At 54.3% G+C, this 18,289-nt stretch carries 18 protein-coding genes and 3 tRNA genes; 10 read left to right on the top strand and 11 right to left on the bottom strand.

Translation table 11 applies throughout. From position 1 onward, the window contains the following. Positions 1 to 96: 96 nt before the first annotated feature. The 3 genes from HALTITAN_RS20455 to HALTITAN_RS20445 all read right to left on the bottom strand — a co-directional run bounded on the left by HALTITAN_RS20455 (position 97) and on the right by HALTITAN_RS20445 (position 513). Positions 97 to 172 (bottom strand) — tRNA-Asn (locus HALTITAN_RS20455). Between the two features lie 96 nt (positions 173 to 268). Continuing rightward, positions 269 to 344: transfer RNA gene (locus HALTITAN_RS20450), tRNA-Asn, on the bottom strand. Positions 345 to 437: 93 nt separating this feature from the next. Continuing rightward, a tRNA-Asn gene (locus HALTITAN_RS20445) sits at positions 438 to 513 on the bottom strand. Positions 514 to 711: 198 nt separating this feature from the next. Between HALTITAN_RS20445 and miaB the strand changes: the two genes are divergently transcribed. The 5 genes from miaB to lnt all read left to right on the top strand — a co-directional run bounded on the left by miaB (position 712) and on the right by lnt (position 6,526). Then, positions 712 to 2,055, top strand: a complete 1,344-nt coding sequence (gene miaB / locus HALTITAN_RS20440; protein ID WP_009288234.1) for a tRNA (N6-isopentenyl adenosine(37)-C2)-methylthiotransferase MiaB — start codon at positions 712 to 714, stop codon at positions 2,053 to 2,055. Positions 2,056 to 2,340: 285 nt separating this feature from the next. Continuing rightward, on the top strand, positions 2,341 to 3,420 hold the full coding sequence (locus HALTITAN_RS20435; protein WP_009288233.1) for a PhoH family protein: 1,080 nt from the start codon (positions 2,341 to 2,343) through the stop codon (positions 3,418 to 3,420). Continuing rightward, positions 3,417 to 3,902: an rRNA maturation RNase YbeY gene (gene ybeY / locus HALTITAN_RS20430; RefSeq protein ID WP_009288232.1), complete on the top strand. Its 486-nt coding sequence runs from the start codon at positions 3,417 to 3,419 to the stop codon at positions 3,900 to 3,902. The genes HALTITAN_RS20435 and ybeY overlap by 4 nt, the downstream gene beginning before the upstream one ends. A 179-nt stretch (positions 3,903 to 4,081) precedes the next feature. Then, entirely contained in the window at positions 4,082 to 4,981 is a 900-nt protein-coding gene (locus HALTITAN_RS20425) for a CorC family transporter (RefSeq protein ID WP_009288231.1), read from the top strand. Between the two features lie 63 nt (positions 4,982 to 5,044). Further along, positions 5,045 to 6,526: an apolipoprotein N-acyltransferase gene (gene lnt / locus HALTITAN_RS20420; protein ID WP_009288230.1), complete on the top strand. Its 1,482-nt coding sequence runs from the start codon at positions 5,045 to 5,047 to the stop codon at positions 6,524 to 6,526. A 129-nt stretch (positions 6,527 to 6,655) separates the two neighbouring features. Here the strand turns inward: lnt and HALTITAN_RS20415 are convergent, their stop codons facing one another. Continuing rightward, positions 6,656 to 7,717: an NAD(P)-dependent alcohol dehydrogenase gene (locus tag HALTITAN_RS20415; protein WP_009288229.1), complete on the bottom strand. Its 1,062-nt coding sequence runs from the start codon at positions 7,715 to 7,717 to the stop codon at positions 6,656 to 6,658. A gap of 220 nt (positions 7,718 to 7,937) precedes the next feature. Here HALTITAN_RS20415 and HALTITAN_RS20410 point away from each other — a divergent pair, with 220 nt between their 5' ends. Next, on the top strand, positions 7,938 to 8,831 hold the full coding sequence (locus tag HALTITAN_RS20410; protein WP_039860276.1) for an AraC family transcriptional regulator: 894 nt from the start codon (positions 7,938 to 7,940) through the stop codon (positions 8,829 to 8,831). 20 nt (positions 8,832 to 8,851) lie between these two features. On the opposite strand, the gene HALTITAN_RS20405 is transcribed toward HALTITAN_RS20410, so the two are convergent. Further along, complete coding sequence (locus HALTITAN_RS20405; RefSeq protein WP_022522552.1) at positions 8,852 to 9,277, bottom strand: VOC family protein; 426 nt, start codon at positions 9,275 to 9,277, stop codon at positions 8,852 to 8,854. A 134-nt stretch (positions 9,278 to 9,411) separates the two neighbouring features. Here HALTITAN_RS20405 and HALTITAN_RS20400 point away from each other — a divergent pair, with 134 nt between their 5' ends. Together HALTITAN_RS20400 and HALTITAN_RS20395 are read left to right on the top strand one after the other, a co-directional pair. Beyond that, the gene (locus HALTITAN_RS20400) at positions 9,412 to 10,296 is read left to right on the top strand and encodes a LysR family transcriptional regulator (protein WP_009288228.1); all 885 of its coding nucleotides are present in this window, start codon (positions 9,412 to 9,414) and stop codon (positions 10,294 to 10,296) included. Positions 10,297 to 10,328: 32 nt separating this feature from the next. Then, positions 10,329 to 10,562, top strand: coding sequence for a DUF3820 family protein (locus tag HALTITAN_RS20395; RefSeq protein WP_022522550.1), 234 nt, complete (start codon positions 10,329 to 10,331; stop codon positions 10,560 to 10,562). On the opposite strand, the gene HALTITAN_RS20390 is transcribed toward HALTITAN_RS20395, so the two are convergent. Continuing rightward, positions 10,559 to 10,918, bottom strand: a complete 360-nt coding sequence (locus tag HALTITAN_RS20390) for a hypothetical protein (protein ID WP_039860273.1) — start codon at positions 10,916 to 10,918, stop codon at positions 10,559 to 10,561. The genes HALTITAN_RS20395 and HALTITAN_RS20390 overlap by 4 nt on opposite strands. Positions 10,919 to 11,029: 111 nt before the next feature. Between HALTITAN_RS20390 and HALTITAN_RS20385 the strand changes: the two genes are divergently transcribed. After that, a complete protein-coding gene (locus HALTITAN_RS20385; RefSeq protein ID WP_009288227.1) occupies positions 11,030 to 11,797 on the top strand; it encodes a DUF1499 domain-containing protein in 768 nt (255 codons plus the stop codon). Positions 11,798 to 11,826: 29 nt separating this feature from the next. Here HALTITAN_RS20385 and HALTITAN_RS20380 read toward each other — a convergent pair whose 3' ends face one another. The 5 genes from HALTITAN_RS20380 to HALTITAN_RS20360 form a co-directional block, all read right to left on the bottom strand. After that, entirely contained in the window at positions 11,827 to 12,189 is a 363-nt protein-coding gene (locus tag HALTITAN_RS20380; RefSeq protein WP_027960044.1) for a ribbon-helix-helix domain-containing protein, read from the bottom strand. A 139-nt stretch (positions 12,190 to 12,328) separates the two neighbouring features. Further along, positions 12,329 to 12,898 (bottom strand): DJ-1/PfpI family protein, encoded by a 570-nt coding sequence (locus HALTITAN_RS20375; RefSeq protein WP_022522546.1) that lies wholly within the window; start codon positions 12,896 to 12,898, stop codon positions 12,329 to 12,331. Between the two features lie 111 nt (positions 12,899 to 13,009). Then, a complete protein-coding gene (locus tag HALTITAN_RS20370) occupies positions 13,010 to 15,109 on the bottom strand; it encodes a methyl-accepting chemotaxis protein (RefSeq protein ID WP_009288225.1) in 2,100 nt (699 codons plus the stop codon). 45 nt (positions 15,110 to 15,154) lie between these two features. Continuing rightward, the gene (locus HALTITAN_RS20365; protein ID WP_169331560.1) at positions 15,155 to 16,276 is read right to left on the bottom strand and encodes an ABC transporter substrate-binding protein; all 1,122 of its coding nucleotides are present in this window, start codon (positions 16,274 to 16,276) and stop codon (positions 15,155 to 15,157) included. A gap of 318 nt (positions 16,277 to 16,594) precedes the next feature. Continuing rightward, positions 16,595 to 17,209 (bottom strand): flavin reductase family protein, encoded by a 615-nt coding sequence (locus tag HALTITAN_RS20360; protein WP_009288223.1) that lies wholly within the window; start codon positions 17,207 to 17,209, stop codon positions 16,595 to 16,597. 122 nt (positions 17,210 to 17,331) lie between these two features. Between HALTITAN_RS20360 and HALTITAN_RS20355 the strand changes: the two genes are divergently transcribed. Continuing rightward, positions 17,332 to 18,279 (top strand): D-2-hydroxyacid dehydrogenase family protein, encoded by a 948-nt coding sequence (locus tag HALTITAN_RS20355; protein ID WP_039860271.1) that lies wholly within the window; start codon positions 17,332 to 17,334, stop codon positions 18,277 to 18,279. Positions 18,280 to 18,289: the final 10 nt, after the last annotated feature.

Here is an 18,289-nt window from a genome sequence, read left to right as displayed (position 1 = left end):
CGAATGCGCGGCATTCAGGCACAGAAAAACACCCAGATGCCATTAAGCAGCGGGTATTAAAGAAACAGTGAGACTTAGACTAACAGGGGGCTTAAATGGCTCCTCGAGCAGGACTCGAACCTGCGACCCAATGATTAACAGTCATTTGCTCTACCAACTGAGCTATCGAGGAACAGTGCACTACCTGTTATATGAAGATATCCCCGTATCGGCATATCTTAAACAGCTAGCTAATGCGCAGTACCTGTGAAGTACTGATGTGATAACTTGGCTCCTCGAGCAGGACTCGAACCTGCGACCCAATGATTAACAGTCATTTGCTCTACCAACTGAGCTATCGAGGAACATCTTAAGCTATTTTTTCATAAGCGCTGTCTTTTCAAACGCTATCATGTTTAAAGCGAAACCAAAATTGCTAATAACTTCCAGCAATTGATTGGCTCCTCGAGCAGGACTCGAACCTGCGACCCAATGATTAACAGTCATTTGCTCTACCAACTGAGCTATCGAGGAACTGCTCAAACACGGTGCGTAGTATACCCATAGAATCGTGAGGGTCAAGTATCGATTATGGATGAACGCTAGCCGCTGGTTTCTTGTATCCGTATAATGCGCCAACTAACGATAGCGGTTCGGGCACTATCACTGCCGACCGCACGACGACACTCCATTCATCCTCGTCCCCCGACGACTCATAGATGACAGGTACCGATGGCGAAGAAGCTCTTCATCAAAACGCACGGCTGCCAAATGAACGAGTACGACTCCTCCCGCATGGCGGATCTACTCGGCGAATCTCACCAGCTCGAACTCACTGATAATGAGCGTGAAGCCGATGTCATTCTGTTAAACACCTGCTCGATTCGCGAAAAAGCGCAGGAAAAAGTTTTTCATCAGCTGGGACGCTGGAAAAAACTTAAAGACGCCAATCCCAACCTGGTGATTGGCGTGGGCGGCTGCGTGGCAAGCCAGGAAGGCGAAGCCATTCGCAAGCGCGCGCCTCACGTGGACATGGTGTTCGGGCCGCAAACCCTGCACCGCGTACCCTCAATGCTGGATGCCCGTGGCAATAATCAGATTGCGGCGGTAGATGTCACCTTTCCAGAGATCGAAAAATTCGACCACCTGCCCAAGCCCTCTTCTGATGGCGCAACGGCGTTTGTGTCGATCATGGAAGGTTGCTCAAAGTACTGCACCTTCTGCGTGGTGCCCTACACCCGCGGTGAAGAAGTCTCGCGCCCCTTTGAGGCAGTAATGGATGAAGTCATTCACCTTTCCGACCAGGGCGTGCGCGAGATCAACCTGTTGGGCCAGAACGTCAATGCCTACCGCGGTGAAAACCAGCTTGGCGATGAAATCGACCTGGCCGAACTGATTGCCTGCGTTGCGGCGGTTGAGGGCATTGACCGCATCCGCTTTACCACCTCACACCCGGTGGAGTTTACCGACAGCCTAGTTGACGCCTTTGCCGATATCCCTGAGCTGGTGAGCCACCTTCACCTGCCGGTACAGTCGGGTTCAGACCGTATTCTTACTGCCATGAAGCGCGGGCATACGGCGGCCGAATACATTGAAAAGATGGAGCGCATCCGCGCCAACCGCCCGGACATCAGCTTCTCTTCTGACTTCATCATCGGCTTCCCTGGCGAAACAGAAGAAGATTTTGAAGCGACGATGAATTTAATTCATCAAATCGGCTTCGATCATTCGTTCAGCTTCGTTTACTCCGCACGCCCCGGCACACCTGCTTCTGGCCTGCCGGATGAAACACCGGAGAGTGTCAAAAAGCAGCGTCTGGCGATTCTGCAGGAGCGGATCATTCAGCAAACCGCGCAAATTAGCCGCCGCATGGTCGGCAGCACACAGCGTGTACTGGTTAACGGCTTTTCGCCCCGCGACCCCGGCCAACTCTCAGGGCGTACCGAGAATAACCGAGTGGTTAACTTCCGCGCTGCCAACCCCACCGAACTAATCGGCTACTTTGTCGATGTAGAGATCACCGAGGCATTTCCCAATTCGCTACGCGGTGAGCTTGCCTCACCTGAGCGCTATTGATTGTTTAACGCATTTATAAATGCCCGATAACGAGTGCGAGAACAGGTTGTAGCGAGGGTCTTTTGCCAGGGCCGGAAAGGGTTCCCAACAATTCCGGCATTTCCGCCATCCATGGCGGTCAGATGGCAAAAGTAGCGCCCAAGGAAGGGTTCACAGCGCCCTCGCGGAAACCTGCTCTCGGCACCGTACTGTATAAAGTACCTTTCAGTTAGCATAGATCATTGCCCCGCTTCTGGCGGGGCAGTAAGCTGAACGATACACACACTAACGAGGGGTTTCCCACTCTTGAGCCAGCCAACACCTCAGGCCAATCGCATCATCACCTTAAGCCTTGAACCCAATGATCCGCAGCGCCTTGCTAGCCTTTGCGGCCAGCAGGACGAGCATTTGAAGCTGATTGAAAGCCGCCTAGATGTGACGCTGCGCAACCGGGGCAATGTGTTCCAACTGGCGGGCCCAGCCAACCGCATCAAAGCAGCGGCGAACGTGTTGGAACACCTCTATCGCGAAACAGCGGCGAGCGAACTTGAGGCCGACACTGTGCACCTGTTCCTGCAAGAGTCTGGGCTTGAAGCGCTGGAAGAGGAAGCTGACGGCGTCGGCAGCAGCGATGAAGTGATCATGCGCACCCCACGCACCATGATCAAACCGCGCGGGCTCAACCAGCAGCGCTACGTATCCAGTATCCGCGAACACGATATCAATTTCGGCATTGGCCCTGCGGGTACCGGTAAAACCTACCTCGCTGTTGCCGCCGCGGTTGAGGCACTCAACCAACAGGAAGTACGCCGCATCCTGCTCGTGCGCCCGGCGGTGGAAGCGGGTGAAAAACTTGGCTTCTTGCCCGGCGACCTGGCCCAGAAAATCGATCCCTACCTGCGGCCCCTTTACGATGCCCTGTATGAAATGATTGGCTTCGAGCAGGTGGCAAAACTGATTGAGCGTCAGGTGATTGAGATTGCCCCGCTGGCCTATATGCGTGGCCGCACACTCAATAACTCCTACATCATTCTGGATGAGAGCCAGAACACCACCCCGGAGCAGATGAAAATGTTCCTGACCCGGATTGGCTTTGGCTCCACCGCCGTGATTACCGGCGACGTGACCCAGGTCGATCTCCCCAAAGGCCAGCGTTCAGGGCTGATTCAGGTGCTCGACGTGTTGAAAGACACTCAAGGCATCGGCGTCACCCACTTTGCCGCCAAGGATGTGGTACGCCACCCGCTGGTACAGCGCATTATCGAAGCCTACGATATGTTCGAATCCCAGCAGGAAGTGGAAGAGCGTGCTCGCCGCGAGGCACGCCAGCAAGAGCGTGACGCACGTATGCAGGCACGCGAAGACGCATGGGATAGTTCGCGATGAGCGAGGCCATTGAAGTCATCGTTGATCGTCAGGCGGCGATTGACGAACCACTGCTACCCAGCCTGCCACAGCTCACCCAATGGGTGGGCTGTGTGTTTGCCCACCACCCTGACGATCAGCGTCTTGAAGTGACTATTCGCTTTGTGGATGAGCTTGAAAGCCAAACGCTCAACCGTGATTACCGCGGCAAAGACAAAACCACCAACGTGCTGTCATTCCCTTTTGAGAGCCCGCCGGGTGTGGATTTACCGTTACTCGGCGACCTGGTGATTTGCCATGCCGTGGTGGCCAAAGAAGCCAACGAGCAAAACAAGTCGATCGAGCACCACTACGCCCATATGGTCGTGCATGGCATCTTGCATTTAATGGGCTACGATCATATTGATGATCACGAGGCCGAGGAAATGGAGCAGTTTGAGCGCGAGCTGTTAGCCGAGCTAAGCATTCCTGATCCGTATGCTGACAGCCCCCCCGCTCAATAGGGAACACGCTTAGCCCCTTACCTCTTTATTATTTAGCGGTGAGTGCGTTAAATCACGTAACAACTAATCTGGTACTATCCCCCGTTTCAGTGATAAAACAGCTACCTGACGACATGGTTTATATAACGATGTCGTCAACGAGATAGCAACTGTCTGCCCGCAAACGAGAGAATTGACGCATGAGCGAAGACCGATCGAGCAACCCCAATCAAAAATCCTGGCTCGAGAAACTCTTTGGCGCCCTTTCCGGAGACAATGACGAACCCAGCTCACGCGATGAGCTGATGACGTTTTTACGCCATACCGCAGGGAAATTAAAGCTGGATCAAGACGCCATTATGATCATCGAAGGGGCGCTTGATATCAGCGATCAGCAGGTTCGTGAAGTGCTAATACCTCGCTCCCAGGTCTCAGCCATCGCTCTGGATCAAACCAGCGACGGCTACCTACCACTGATTCAGGAAACCGGCCACTCCCGCTACCCGGTGATTGGCGAAAATCTGGACGATGTAAAAGGCATTCTGCTGGTAAAAGATTTACTCCCCCTGCTCTCCCAGACACAGGCCCAGCGTGATGCGTTCAAGTTAGATGACATTTTGCGCCCCGCGATGTTTATCCCTGAATCAAAACGGCTAAACAGCCTACTCAAAGAGTTTCGGGATACCCACAATCACATGGCAGTGGTGGTGGATGAATACGGCGGCACCGCGGGCATTATCACCATCGAAGATATTCTTGAGCAGATCGTTGGCGACATCGAAGATGAGCACGATACCGATGAAGAGGACGATATCCGCGAAATAGAGAATGGCCGCTACGCCATTCGCGCACTGACCCCCATCGAAGATTTCAACGAACGCTTTGACACCGAGTTCTCTGACGATGAGTTCGATACCGTTGGCGGCCTGGTAATGCAGCAGTTTGGCCATCTACCGCGGCGCGGTGAACACACCATTCTGGGCGGCTGGCGGTTTGTGATTCTCAATGCCGACACCCGACGCATCCGTCTACTCGAAGCCTATCGCGACACCCGCCGCGATGACGAAGAGGATGATGACCAGGAGAACAAGCCAGCCTAGGCGCTTGTTGTCGCGCTGTTTTCTCTCCACTCCCTCGCACTTTACCGTAGATAGGTTATCGCTATGGGTTTACCCCCCGCGTTTTTGTTACAGCTGCTTGCCGCCCTGGTGGCGGGCGGTTTCACCACCCTAACGGCTTCCCCTTTTGAGCTTTGGTGGCTTGGCCCGGTGGCAATTGGCTTACTCTATGTGGGCCTGCACACTTTAACCCCCTCCCAAGCGGCCCTGAAGGGCTGGTTATATGGCGTGGCACTGTTCGCCAGCGGCACCTCTTGGGTGTATGTCTCTATCCACGACTATGGCTACACCGGTGTACCGCTAGCTGTTTTCCTAACAGCGCTGTTTGTGACGATTCTGGCGCTGTTTTTTGCCGGCACTTTCTGGCTCTACCGGCGCTTCACCTCCGCCCGGCTTGCGTTTATCAGCTTTGCTGGCGCCTGGGTACTGGGCGAGGTGCTACGCACCTACTTGTTTACCGGCTTTCCCTGGCTGTTGCTGGGCTCTGGCTACGTCGACTCGCCGCTGGCTGCCTGGGCACCCGTTGGCGGCGTCTACCTGCTCTCGCTGCTGGTCGCACTTAGCGGTGCGCTTGGCGCTGAACTACTGCTGCGCCGTCAGTGGTGGACACTTGCGCCACTGGCGTCTATTTGGCTAATTCCCTTGGCACTCCCCCATCAGTGGACCACGCCTGTGGACGAGCCCACGCGCGTGGCACTGCTACAGGGCAACCTGCCGCAGTTGCTGAAGTGGACGCCCGAAGGGCAGCGCACGGCGGCGAATACCTATAGCAACCTCACCCGCGAAGTCGCCGATGAGGTTGACCTGATCATCTGGCCAGAAACCGCGCTGCCAATGATGGAGACCCAGGCCCGACCAGTGCTGGAGCGGGTGCAAGCGAACCTACCGCCCGACGTCGCTCTGCTCACCGGCATCGTTCAGCGCGACGAGCAGGAGCGTTACTTCAATAGCGTGATTGGCGTCGGCGACGTAGAGGGCAGCTACCAGAAAGAACACCTGGTGCCTTTTGGTGAGTACCTGCCGCTGGAGAGTGTACTCCGCGGGGCGATTGATTTTTTTGACCTGCCCATGTCGACCTTTACCAAAGGTGAGCATGAGCAAACACCGATGCAGGCCGCCGGGATTCATATTGGTAACGCTATTTGCTATGAGATCATCTACCCACAGCTAGTCGCCCGCCGAGCCCAAGACAGCGGTGTCATCATGACGGTGTCTAACGACACCTGGTTTGGCGCCTCAATTGGCCCCCACCAGCATCTGCAGATGGCACGCCTACGCGCTCTAGAGAATGGACGCTATGTGATCCGCGCCACCAGCAATGGCATTACCGCTATTATCGATTCCAGTGGGCGCATTGTTGAACGCGCGCCGCAGTTTGAGACAACCACGCTCACCGGTGAGTTTTACGCCATGGAGGGTCTAACGCCTTTCACCCGCTTGGGTAGCTGGCCAGCTTGGCTGTTAGCAGGCTTGATGCTCTTGCCCGGCGTGGTGGCAGCAAGAGTCACACGCCAACCACGAAGTTGAAACGCCTCAGGCGCTAAAGTGGCTAGCTAGAAAAACGGCCCGAGTCCTCTGCAGGACTCGGGCCGTTTTGTTTTGCTCCAGCTAGCTACCTACCTGAGTGGATAGATAGGCAGCTAGACAATCCGTTATTTAGGCTGCACTGTTTTTTAGCGTGGCCATATCAATCACGAAACGATAGCGCACATCGCCTTTTTCCATGCGCTCAAAACCTTCGTTAATGTTATTGATATCGAGCATCTCGATATCACAGGTAATGCCCTGATCGGCGCACAGCTTGAGCAGCTCTTCGGTCTCCGCAATGCCACCAATTAGTGAACCGGCAACCACACGACGCTTAAAGACCAAATTGAACGCTTCAATAGCAGGCTCAATGGGCTCTAACAAGCCGACAATGATATGGGTACCGTCATACTTCAACGACGTTAGGTAGGGGTTTAGATCGTGTTGGACAGGTACGGTGTCGAGCATGAAATCAAAGGTTTCAGCCACGGCATCCATTTGTGCCTGGTCGCTGGAAACCACCACGTGGTCTGCACCGTTACGCTTCGCTTCTTCAACCTTGGCGTCGGAACGGGTGAACACCGTGACTTCAGCGCCCAACGCTTTGGCCAATTTAACGCCCATGTGGCCTAAGCCACCCATACCGATCACACCGACTTTATGGCCTTTGCCCACGCCGTGATGCTTGAGCGGTGAGTAAGTCGTTACACCGGCGCATAGAATCGGCGCCGCTGAGGCCAGATCAATACCATCAGGCATCTGTAGCACAAAGTGCTCGCTCACCACGATGGAATCGGAGTAGCCACCCTGGGTTAGGGTGCCATCCTGACGATCTTCGCTGCCGTAGGTCATGGTGAAGCCTTCCAGGCAGTACTGCTCTACGCCATCTTTACAGGCAGCACAGGTACGGCATGAATCGACCATGCAACCGACACCCACCAGGTCACCGGCTTTAAAACGCGATACTTTATCGCCCACAGAGGTCACGCGTCCGACAATCTCATGGCCAGGTACGACGGGATACTGGCTCATGCCCCAGTCATTGCGAGCAAAATGCAGATCGCTGTGGCAGACACCACAGTAGAGAATTTCGATGGCGACGTCATCGGGGCGCGGCTGGCGACGATCAAAAGTAAACGGTGCTAAGGGCTTATCGGCAGCGAATGCGGCGTAGGATAATGCTTGGCTCATCGGTGAAACTCCTTATCAGCAAAAGACTGCCATATAAATCAGCAGACATTTCCCCGCATGCGAGGTATGCCGATAGTATTCGCCTAATCAGTGATGATAGCGATGAACGAAGCTACGTCATTTTTGCCAAATACTCCGATAACACGTAATAAAATAACAAAAAATTGGCATAAATCATTATGATTATGCGAATTCCACTAGAAACCTAAGAGAAATCCTCATGACCTCCACCGCTCAGGCTGGCAATACGCTGGCTGCCGTTATCGCACCACTGGTTAAAAGCGACGGAATCAATAGCACATCACTGCCCGGCGTGTCGTTACTCTGTTTAAGCCGCCACCAGATTCGCACACCGCTGATCTATGAGCCAAGCCTGACCATCATTGCCCAGGGGCGTAAAATGGGTTATCTGGGTGATCGCGAAATCTATTACGACCCCGGCCACTACTTAGTGCAAACGCTACCACTGCCCTTTGAGTGCGAAACCTACGGCTCGCCGGAAGCCCCTTTGCTGGGTATATCGGTGCGCCTGGATCCGGCACTATTAAGCGAGATGGTGACAGCTATGGGCGATACCGGTCATCACGCCCAGGCACCGCTGCCAATGGCCTCGGTGGCCATGACAGAGGGCATGCAGGACGCCGTATGGCGCTTAGCGCGCACGCTAAACGTAGCGGTAGAGTGCAGCGCCATGGGCAACGCCCGCATTCGTGACGTGGTGTTTGAAGCGCTGAAGGGAGAACAGGGGCCTGCTTTACGGGCGCTCGTACTGGGGCATGGTAACTATTCACGCATTGTGCAGGTGCTCTCTAAGCTCCACACCCATTTTGCCGACGACTTTAGCGTGGAGCAGTTGGCAGCACAGGCCCATATGAGCCCCTCGACTTTTCACCAGCACTTTAAGCAAATTACCCGCTCATCACCGGCTCAGTACTTAAAGCGGTTGCGCCTAATCAAAGCGCAGCAGTTGCTGCTGCAGGATAATCACAACGTTAATCAGGCCGCTGCGGCGGTGGGTTACCGCAGCGTGCCTCAGTTTAGCCGTGACTATAAGCGCTACTTTGGCGAGCCCCCGCTTCAGCATCGCCGCCAGGAGCAAGCGTTACGCGCTTAAAACGAGATTTAATGCAGGGCTTATTTAGCAAACACCTGACTCATATCTTTAAACGCCTTGAACTCCAGGGCATTTCCGCAGGGGTCGAGCAGAAACATGGTGGCCTGCTCACCTACTTCGCCTTTAAAGCGAATATACGGCTCGATCACAAACTGCGTATCGCGCGATTTCAAGCGCTCGGCCAGGGCTTCCCACTCGTCCCACGCTAATATTACGCCAAAGTGCGGCACCGGGACGTTGTGCCCATCTACCGGATTAGTGTGGGCGCTCTCTTGCCCCGGCGTTTTGGGCTGCTCATGAATGACCAGTTGGTGGCCAAAGAAATTAAAGTCGACCCACTGCTCGCTGGAACGCCCCTCTTCCAGGCCAAACACATCATTATAAAACGCTCGCGCCAGCGCCACATCGTAAACGGGAATCGCCAGATGGAAGGGTGAAAGGCTCATGGTCATTCTCCACATTATTGGGTTTTATGAGGGTTAGCGGGCACTTTATGCAGCCCCGCTGTATTAATCCTAGGGCCGCTCATGGGAAAATAAAATCAATAACTATTTAGCTGATTCACAAAAAGGATTGATCAATGATCCGTGAGCTAAAAACGCTGATTGCGGTAGCACAGGAAGGCACCTTTGCCGCAGCGGGCAATAAAATTGGCCTGACTCAAGCGGCGGTAAGCGCACAAATGAAACGCCTCGAGGAAGAGTTGGGTATCCCACTGTTTGAGCGTAAAGGGCGTGCCGCCATCTTGACGCAGCGTGGGCAGGAAACGTTAAAGCAAGCTCATGCACTGCTCACCCTCTACAGCACGCTGGGTGCGACGACTGCAGGCCAAGCCACCACTCAACGGGTCAACATTGGGGCCATCGCGTCCATACAGCGCTCGCTACTGCCCGATGCGCTGGCGCGCTTTCATCACGCCTATAGCGAATGCCGCACCCGCGTGGTGCCTGGGCTCTCCATGGAGCTGGTGAATCAAGTCGACGCTGGGGAACTGGATATGGCGGTGATTATTCGCCCGCCCTTTTCACTGCACAGCGATTTACGCTGGACGCCCCTTGCCCACGAGCCATTTCGTTTAATCGTGCCGCGCCATATTGAGGGCGATCACTGGCAGGAGCTGATCGCCCGCCAGCCATTTGTCCGCTACGACCGTGCTTCCTTTGGAGGACGGCAGGTCGAACGCTTTCTACGCGACAATCACTGCAATGTACGTGAAGTATGCGAAGTGGATGAACTGGAGGCCATCGTTAAACTGGTCGCCAAAGGGGTAGGCGTTGCTCTGGTGCCCCAAGCGATTGCACAGCAACCCTGGCCAGCGAAAGTGCGTGCGATTGATTTAGGCGAACGCACCTTTCACCGCGACATAGGGCTGATACATCCCAGTAGCGGCCATTTGAGCGAACCCGCCCGGGCGCTGGCCCAATTGATTGGCGAAATCGCCCAGCGGCCTGATAATGGCGCCTAAAATGTTTCGTTCAATATCAAAGGAGTAACTACATGAAACCAGAGGATCTGGAAAAGCTAGTGACGCGTACCATGCCCTTTGGCAAGTACGAGGGTCGGCTTATCGCTGACCTTCCCGGCCCTTATTTAAACTGGTTCGCTCGGGAGGGGTTTCCCTCCGGGGAAATTGGCCAACTGCTGCATCTGATGCACGAAATTGATCATAATGGGCTTGGCCCGTTGCTTGACCCACTGCGAAAAACGCCTAGCCAGCGTGGCGAAACTTAAGGCTGAGCGTTTTTATCTGCATTCTCACGCTCGTCAAGAGCACCCTGAAACTCAACACGGTAAGCGGCCTCGTGCTGTGCGGTATCCGCAGGAAAGCGGCCTAAGGTGACGGCTAGTTCAAAAAAGCCAGCCGCAGGTAAATCGCCGCCTCGCCGGCTGACCACCAGTGCTGCGATGAAAGGCTTCTGCTGTGCGGCGTCTTCGCGCATTAACTGCTCTAACGCCTGAGTGACTTGAGCGATAGTCCGCGGCGGTGTTAGCGCTAGCGCGCTAGCCACCTGCTGATATGTCATTGGCAGGGCGTCACGCGGTGCGCTGAGCAGTAGCTGGCGAAGAGCGGCTACGTTATCGGTCATATATATCCTATCGTCAGGTTTTAACACGTTCACATTGCCCATTGACCCAGTGTTTGTGCTAAGAAATAGTTGTGCTAAGAATAGCGAAATACGCTGTGATAAGGAGAGAACATGGTAACGCGACTAACAACGGTACGCCCTCGTGGAGGCCGTTGGCCAGGCGTGCTAGCTGGCTTAGCCATTTTGCTGCTAGCGGTGGCGACCCTAATGATGGCGGGCTCCGGACCTGCTTATCGGGGCGAATTTATCAGCCTAGGCGAGGCGTTCAACTTACTCCGTAACGGCGTTTATGCCGCTGGAGGAGCAGTCGCGGTCAGTATTGTCACGCTACTGTTTAGCCTGCTGGTTCATCGCTCTAGGCCCGCCTTAATAGCCACGCTGGTTATCGTCGCCGCTGCTGCACTGCTTTACGTACCCTGGCAGCATTGGCAACGCGCTCAACAAGTGCCCGCGATTCACGACATCACCACCGATACGCAGAACCCTCCTGTCTTTGAAGCGTTAGCTGACGCACGAGAAGCGGCGCCTAACGCGGTTGACTACCCGGGCGACGCCACCGCTCAGCAGCAGCAAGCAGCCTACCCTTATATCAAGCCGCTGGTCTTGGACGAGGCCCCACAAATGGTACTCGCTGCCGCACAAGCTGAGGCCGAAGAGGCTGGCTGGCGGATCGCACGAATTACCGACAACCACATAGAAGCCACCGCGACCACGCGCTGGTTTGGCTTTGAGGATGATGTGGTCATTCGCCTAACCGAGCTTGAGAACGGAGTACAGGTGGATATGCGCTCGGCATCACGTCTGGGTGCCAGCGACGTGGGCACCAACGCAGCACGTATTGAAAAATTTTTAACGGCGCTGGAAGCGCGACTTGAGTGACCGCTTCAATAACGCCTTACTCACTCCCGTCAATGCAATGGATCACGTCTATTGCCGCCCTCGCGAGCTAAAATTTGCTCAGCATCCAGGGTGGCGATAGGCACTTGATGCTGGGTAGGAATATCACCCGTCAATTGAAGCGCCTGATAACGCAGAGCGCAAACGCGTAAAAACGAGGTAAAGTTACCCAAATCGTGTCCGGCGTCGATAGATTCATGATAAAGCCGAGTAATCATTTGGGCCGTGTTCATTCCATCACGCTGGGCAATCTCTTCGAGAATGTGCCAGAAGTAATTTTCCATTCGCACGCTGGTAACCATGCCATCTATACGCAGCGAGTGTGTCGCACTGCGCCACAGCTCTGGGTCGGCTTGAATAAACAGTTTACACATAGGCTGTCTCTCGGGGTGTTCGTAACCACACGCATTATCAGGAATCCTCTGATTAGAGCATAGCGGCAATTATTGGCACAGCAAACAAGAGCGCCCAGCGGGTGCTGGGCGCAAATTTCGTTAGGTTAGTGGGCCAAGCTCACTTATTCAGTAGCGCCATAAACTGCGCCAGCCAGGCTGGGTGGGCAGGCCATGCGGGGGCGGTGACCAGGTTGCCATCGGTTACCGCATCGGTCACTTCCAGGTTGGCAAAGTGGCCACCCGCAAGCTCTACTTCCGGCTGGCAGGCCGGGTAAGCGGAGCACTGCTTCCCTTCCAGTACTTTTGCAGCGGCTAATAGCTGAGCGCCGTGGCAAATCGCCGCCACGGGTTTATTGGTCTCAAAAAAGTGCTGAACCATGGTTAGCACCTCTTTGTTCAAACGAAGATATTCAGGTGCACGTCCACCAGGCACTACCAAGGCATCGTAATCGGCGGGATTAATGCTGGCAAAATCGGCATTCAGGGCAAAACGGTGGCCGGGCTTTTCGGAATAGGTTTGATCGCCTTCGAAGTCATGAATCGCCGTCGCCACAGTATCGCCCGAGGCTTTCCCGGGGCAAACTGCATCGACACGATGGCCGACTGCCATAAGTGCCTGAAATGGCACCATGGTTTCATAATCTTCAGTGAAATCGCCGGTGATCATTAAAATGCGCTTGCTGCTCATCTCAGTGCTCCTCTTGGTTATCTTATGGTTATTGATCGAGTGTTTGAGCACACGCAGGGCGTGTTAGATGAGACTAGCAAGCGCTTTCCGACAATAGGTAGTAATTGCTTACTACTGAGTCACTTTCTCCTGCTGCGGAAGCGCTAGATGCCGTTGCCCTGCCGCGTCGCCGACCCGAAAGCGCCCTACCAGTGAATGCATATCACCGGCACGATCATCCAGCGTATGGCTGGCAGTCGTCGCTTCTTGCACCAAGCGGGCGTTCTGGTGTGTCACCTGATCCAGCTGCGAAATTGCCTGGTTGATCTGATCAATACCAGCAGATTGCTCATGGGTCGCCCCAGCAATCTCGGTAACATAGCGCGTCACCTCTCCCAGGCTATCAATGATTTCCTGCAGGTGTTTGCTTGAGGCGTTTACCAGTTGCTCACCCTCGCTTACCTTGGCGACACTGTCGTCTACCAAATGACGAATTTGGGCCGCTTCATCGGCGCTACGTCCCGCTAATTTGCGCACTTCTTGGGCCACTACGGCAAACCCACGGCCCTGCTCACCCGCTCGCGCCGCTTCAACAGAAGCGTTGAGCGCCAGCAAGTTGGTTTGAAAAGCGATATCGTCAATGGCTTTGATGATCGAGGTAATCTTTTCGCTCGCCTCGCGGATATCACCCATTGCCGCCGTGGTGCGCGTTGATACCTCACCAGCGGCACGGGCGCGCTGATCAACATTACCGCTAGCGTCTTTGGCTTGGTCAGCGTAATCAGCGGTCTGTTTCACCGTGGCCGTGATCTGTTCGAGGCTTGAAGCCGTTTCCGCCAACGATGCTGCCTGCTGGTCAGTACGCTGGGAGAGGTTTTCATTACCGGCGGCAATTTGGCGGCTGCTGGCCGCGATGGCTTCGGCACTTTCACGAATTTGTGCCACCATGCCTTCAAAAGTATTCATCATGTTGTTAAACGCTTGGGCAGTTTGGCCCACTTCATCATTGCGCTTAAGCTCTAGTCGCTTAGAAAGGTCAGCGTTTTCCCCTGCGGCTCCGCTGATGTTTTCCATTTGCTGGCGCATCGCCACTAGCGGGCCCAATACACGCACCATGGTACGCCAGCCAAAGATGGCAAGCAGCGCGATGACCGCCAGAGTAACCATAATCAGCAGTGAACGCCCGGCGTTGGCTAATGCTTCGGCCTGGGTCGCGGCGCTGTCCGCCTGAGCCACGGTAAATGCCTCCACGTCGCTCAGCGCCGTGCGCATCTGCGCCATGGCTTGGGCAACATTAGTGAGCGCCGCTTGCACCTGGGCGTTTAACTCTAACTGCTGTAAACGCAGCTCATAGACAGCGTTGTCATCGGATACCATCAACCCATCCAGCTCTACGATGACATCGTCTAGATCACTGATTTGCGCTCGCTGGTCTACTTCGGTGCTAGGCGCGTCGGCGATCGCCGCCAGTGATTGGCGAGCTAGACCCACCTGCTGGGCAATTTCATTGTGACGCAAATTGACCAGCGCATCGACGCTAGTCGTTTGCATCATCTGGCGGCCAAGATCTGACAGCTGCGCTAATGCCATGCGCGCATTGCCGCTCAGGCGTCCGATGTCCGCTTGCGCGGTAAACATATTGTCGAGCAATTGGGTCGGTAACGTGGTCATGCCATCTTCGCGCCAGGCTTCCACTAACTCGCGCTGTTCACGGTCACTGCGAACCTGTGCTAGCGCCGTCCGCCCGGCAATATCTTCGGCACTTAGTATTACTTGAGAAATAAGCGCTTGCATTGCACTGATGCGCTCAGCCATCTGGGTTTGTAGGCTCAGCTCTTCGCGGCGTACGGCTTCCAGCGCCGTATCTCCTTCCAGCAATGCTTGATAGTGGCTATCCAGCTCACTCAACCCTTGCGCTTGATCAACCCCATGGAGGCCTTGCCGTGCATCATTAAAACGCTCATCCAGTGCCGCTTGAGAGGTGGTCTCATCTAGATCAGTCACGCTTTCTGCGGCAAGCAAATCCGCATGGCGTTGACCAAATGCCCCCATGGTAAGCACCATGCCCATGCTGGCATCCTGAAGCGGCAATACTTCATTGGTAATATAACGCTGTGAGTCGATTAGCCGTTGGTTGGTCGTCCAACCGGTTGCCGCCAGCACCACAGCGCCTAGCACTGCGGCTAAGAACAGGCTGATCAACATCGCTCGAATACTTAAGGTTTTTTTCATTATCTGTTTTCACTTGTGTCAGGGGACAGACAGGTAACGTAAGCTTTAGGGCAACAGGCTTGCCCATTCCACCGACTCGAAACGGCCGTTTTTAATAATGGTTGGCCATACCGCATCACTGGCTTGATGGTCATTTGGCCCCAAGCTCAACGGCTCTTCCAAACCAATATCAACCGAGCCCAACCCAAGCAGACCATCCACAATCGCCTCACGGTCAGGGTTAGCACCGGCCGCTCTTACGCCCTCAACAAAGAGTTTTGCCGCCAAATAACCTTCCAGGGAAATAAAGTCAGGTTCACTACCACGGGCATGGGTTTCCAACGCTTTGCGGTAGGCCTCAACGGCGGGCAGGTCGGCATTTAGCGGGGGGACGACTTGGGTAATAATGACACCTTCCGCCAGATCGCCAAGTTCATCCATAAGTGCTTGGCTGCCCACAAAAGAAACGTTCAGAAATAGCGTATCAGGTAGGTCATTTTTCGCTTCGCGAATGAAGTCCGCTGCGGGGCCGTAAGTACCGACGATGATAACGGCGCGTGGTGTCACCGGCGCTTCCAGAATGGTCGCTAAGCCCTGGTGAATATTACGTGTACCGCGAGTAAAGCGGCCATGAGCCAGTGCCGCGATATTGTCGACGCCATGGGCAGTTAATGCCTGGGTGGCACCATTGTATCCTGCATCGCCAAAGCTATCGTTCTGCGTAAAGAAGGCGATCTCCTCGGGCAAAACACCTGCCTCCAACAGCCCGCCCACCATGGCGGCGGTTTCTTGTACATAGCTTGCCCGGTAGTTAATCACGAAGCGGTCAGGCGGCGTTTTGCGCAGCACACCCGCGCCAGTAAAAGCGCCATACAGAAGCGTTTCATATTCGTTAAAGATGGGAATAGTAACGGTGGCCGTCGGAGTGCCGACATTTCCGATCGCCGCGAGCACTTCATCCTCTTGAATCAACTGTCGGGTATTACTGGCGGCCTGCAGCGGTTTGTACTGATCATCCCGGGCAATTAACGCCAGGGTTTCACCATTAACCCCACCTGCCTCGTTGACTTCGGCAAAGTAGGTCTCGATACCTTTTTGCATACCCAATCCTAGCGGTGCGGCCCCACCGCTGGAAGGAGCAACAATACCGAAACTCAGCTCTGCCTGCGCAAGAAGTGGAACAAACATTCCCACTGCTAATGCTATATTCAATAAGTATTTTCTTAATAAGACCTTTTGTGACAAGGCTTTTATTAACAACCCGATTCCCAATCGTTGCATTGATCTGCTCCTTGCTGGCTAGATCACTTCCCCACTACATAAATGGCAATATCGAATACGTGCAATGGTTAACACCGCACGCGTTCGAAATCACCAACCAGTTCTTATCTCTATCGGCGGGAGGATATACGACTAAAGATTAATTATCGTTGGTTGCTAAGTAACAAATATTACTTAGATTGTAACAGTTGATGTCACACCCGCCATTAGCGCAAAATTATGCTTTTAAGCAGGTCTTTCGATGGCGAAACGGTCACTGATACGGATGTAATCACTGCCTGCAAGCCGACCAACAGGTTTGAGTCGATCCATATCTACATGGCGACCATCCCACAGCGAATCGTCAATATGGATGGAGACAACCTGAGCCAGCACCAAAGTACCTGCTAGCGGCTGGTCACCAAAGCTAATCATATCGAATAGTTTGCAACCAAACGCCACGGGAGCGTTGGCAATGCGTGGCACGCTGACCCCAGGCATCTCAGCTTTTTCAAGGTCGGCCAGCGCAAACTCATCCTCTCCTGGCGGCAAGCTGGCGCTAGTGGTATTGAGCGCTTCTATCAACCCTTCACTACCCACATGTACGACACATTCAGGTACTTCTTTTAAATTGCGCACGGTATCTTTAAGTTCACCGCTACCATTCAGCAGTGGAGAAAACGCCAGCACCGGTGGATTCACGCTGACCACGTTAAAAAAGGAAAATGGCGCCAAATTGGCATTTCCTTGCTTATTCTGGGTAGACACCCAGGCAATAGGCCGGGGGCAAACAGTGCCCGACAGCAACCGATAAATAACCCCTGGGCTTAGTGGGGAATCATCCAATAGGTAGTCGCTCATTTTTGACTCCTGAGTAATGGGTTTAAGCGTATTATCAACCTATAACAGCTATCACTTTACAACAGCATTGCCAGCATAGACGCGTTTTACAAACATATGCTGCCCAGCAAGGAACCGATTCAATGAAGATTGTCATTGCTGATGATTATCAGGACTGTGTGCGCAGTTTAGACGCTTTCAAGCAGCTAGAAGGTCAAGAGGTAAAGGTTTATCACGATACGCTTACTGACCTGGATGCATTGAGCGCGCGCTTTCAGGATGCCGAGGCGTTGGTACTCATCCGTGAACGCACGCCTATCACGGCCGCCCTGCTTGAACGCTTGCCCAACCTGAAAGTCATTAGCCAAACGGGTGGCGGTGCAGCGCACGTGGATATGGAGGCTTGCAGCCGTCATGGCATCACTGTTATGACGGGCACTGGCTCGCCCTATGCGGCGGCAGAATTAACCTGGGGCTTGGTGCTTGCCGCGATGCGCCATATACCCGCAGAGGTCGAGAACCTGAAAGCGGGCCGTTGGCAGCGTACCTTAGGCACGGGCCTTAAAGGCCGCACCCTAGGCATTTTTGGCTATGGCAAAATCGGCAGCTTAGTAGCGCGCTATGGCCAGGCATTTGAAATGAACGTTTTGGTGTGGGGAAGAGAAGGCACCCGCCAGCGCGCTTCAGATGCTGGACTAGAGGTAGCCAAAAATCAGGCTGATTTGTTCCAGCGTGCGGATGTGCTCAGCCTACACCTTCGTTTAAACGACGATACTCGCGGTATCGTCAACGCTGAAACCCTAGACCAGATGAAGCCCACATCTCTGTTGGTGAATACCAGCCGTTCTCAGCTAGTGGCACCTGGGGCGCTGGAAAGAGCACTAAAAGCCGGGCGACCCGGTCAAGCTGCGGTAGACGTATTCGATGCAGAACCTGTATTCGAAAACTCACTGCTGGGACTGTCCAATCTGGTCGCCACACCACACCTTGGCTATGTGGAAAAGGATAGCTACGAGCTCTACTTTGGCGATGCGTTTAGTAACCTGCTGGCCTACATTAATGGTCAGCCAGTCAACAATCTAGCTGGCTAACCGGGCGCGC

Origin of the sequence: Vreelandella titanicae BH1 (assembly GCF_000336575.1) — a bacterium.
In the GTDB taxonomy this organism is placed as follows: Bacteria; Pseudomonadota; Gammaproteobacteria; order Pseudomonadales; family Halomonadaceae; genus Vreelandella; species Vreelandella titanicae.
Note: the sequence above shows the minus strand (reverse complement) of the source record. Positions and strands in the feature narration are given on the sequence as shown.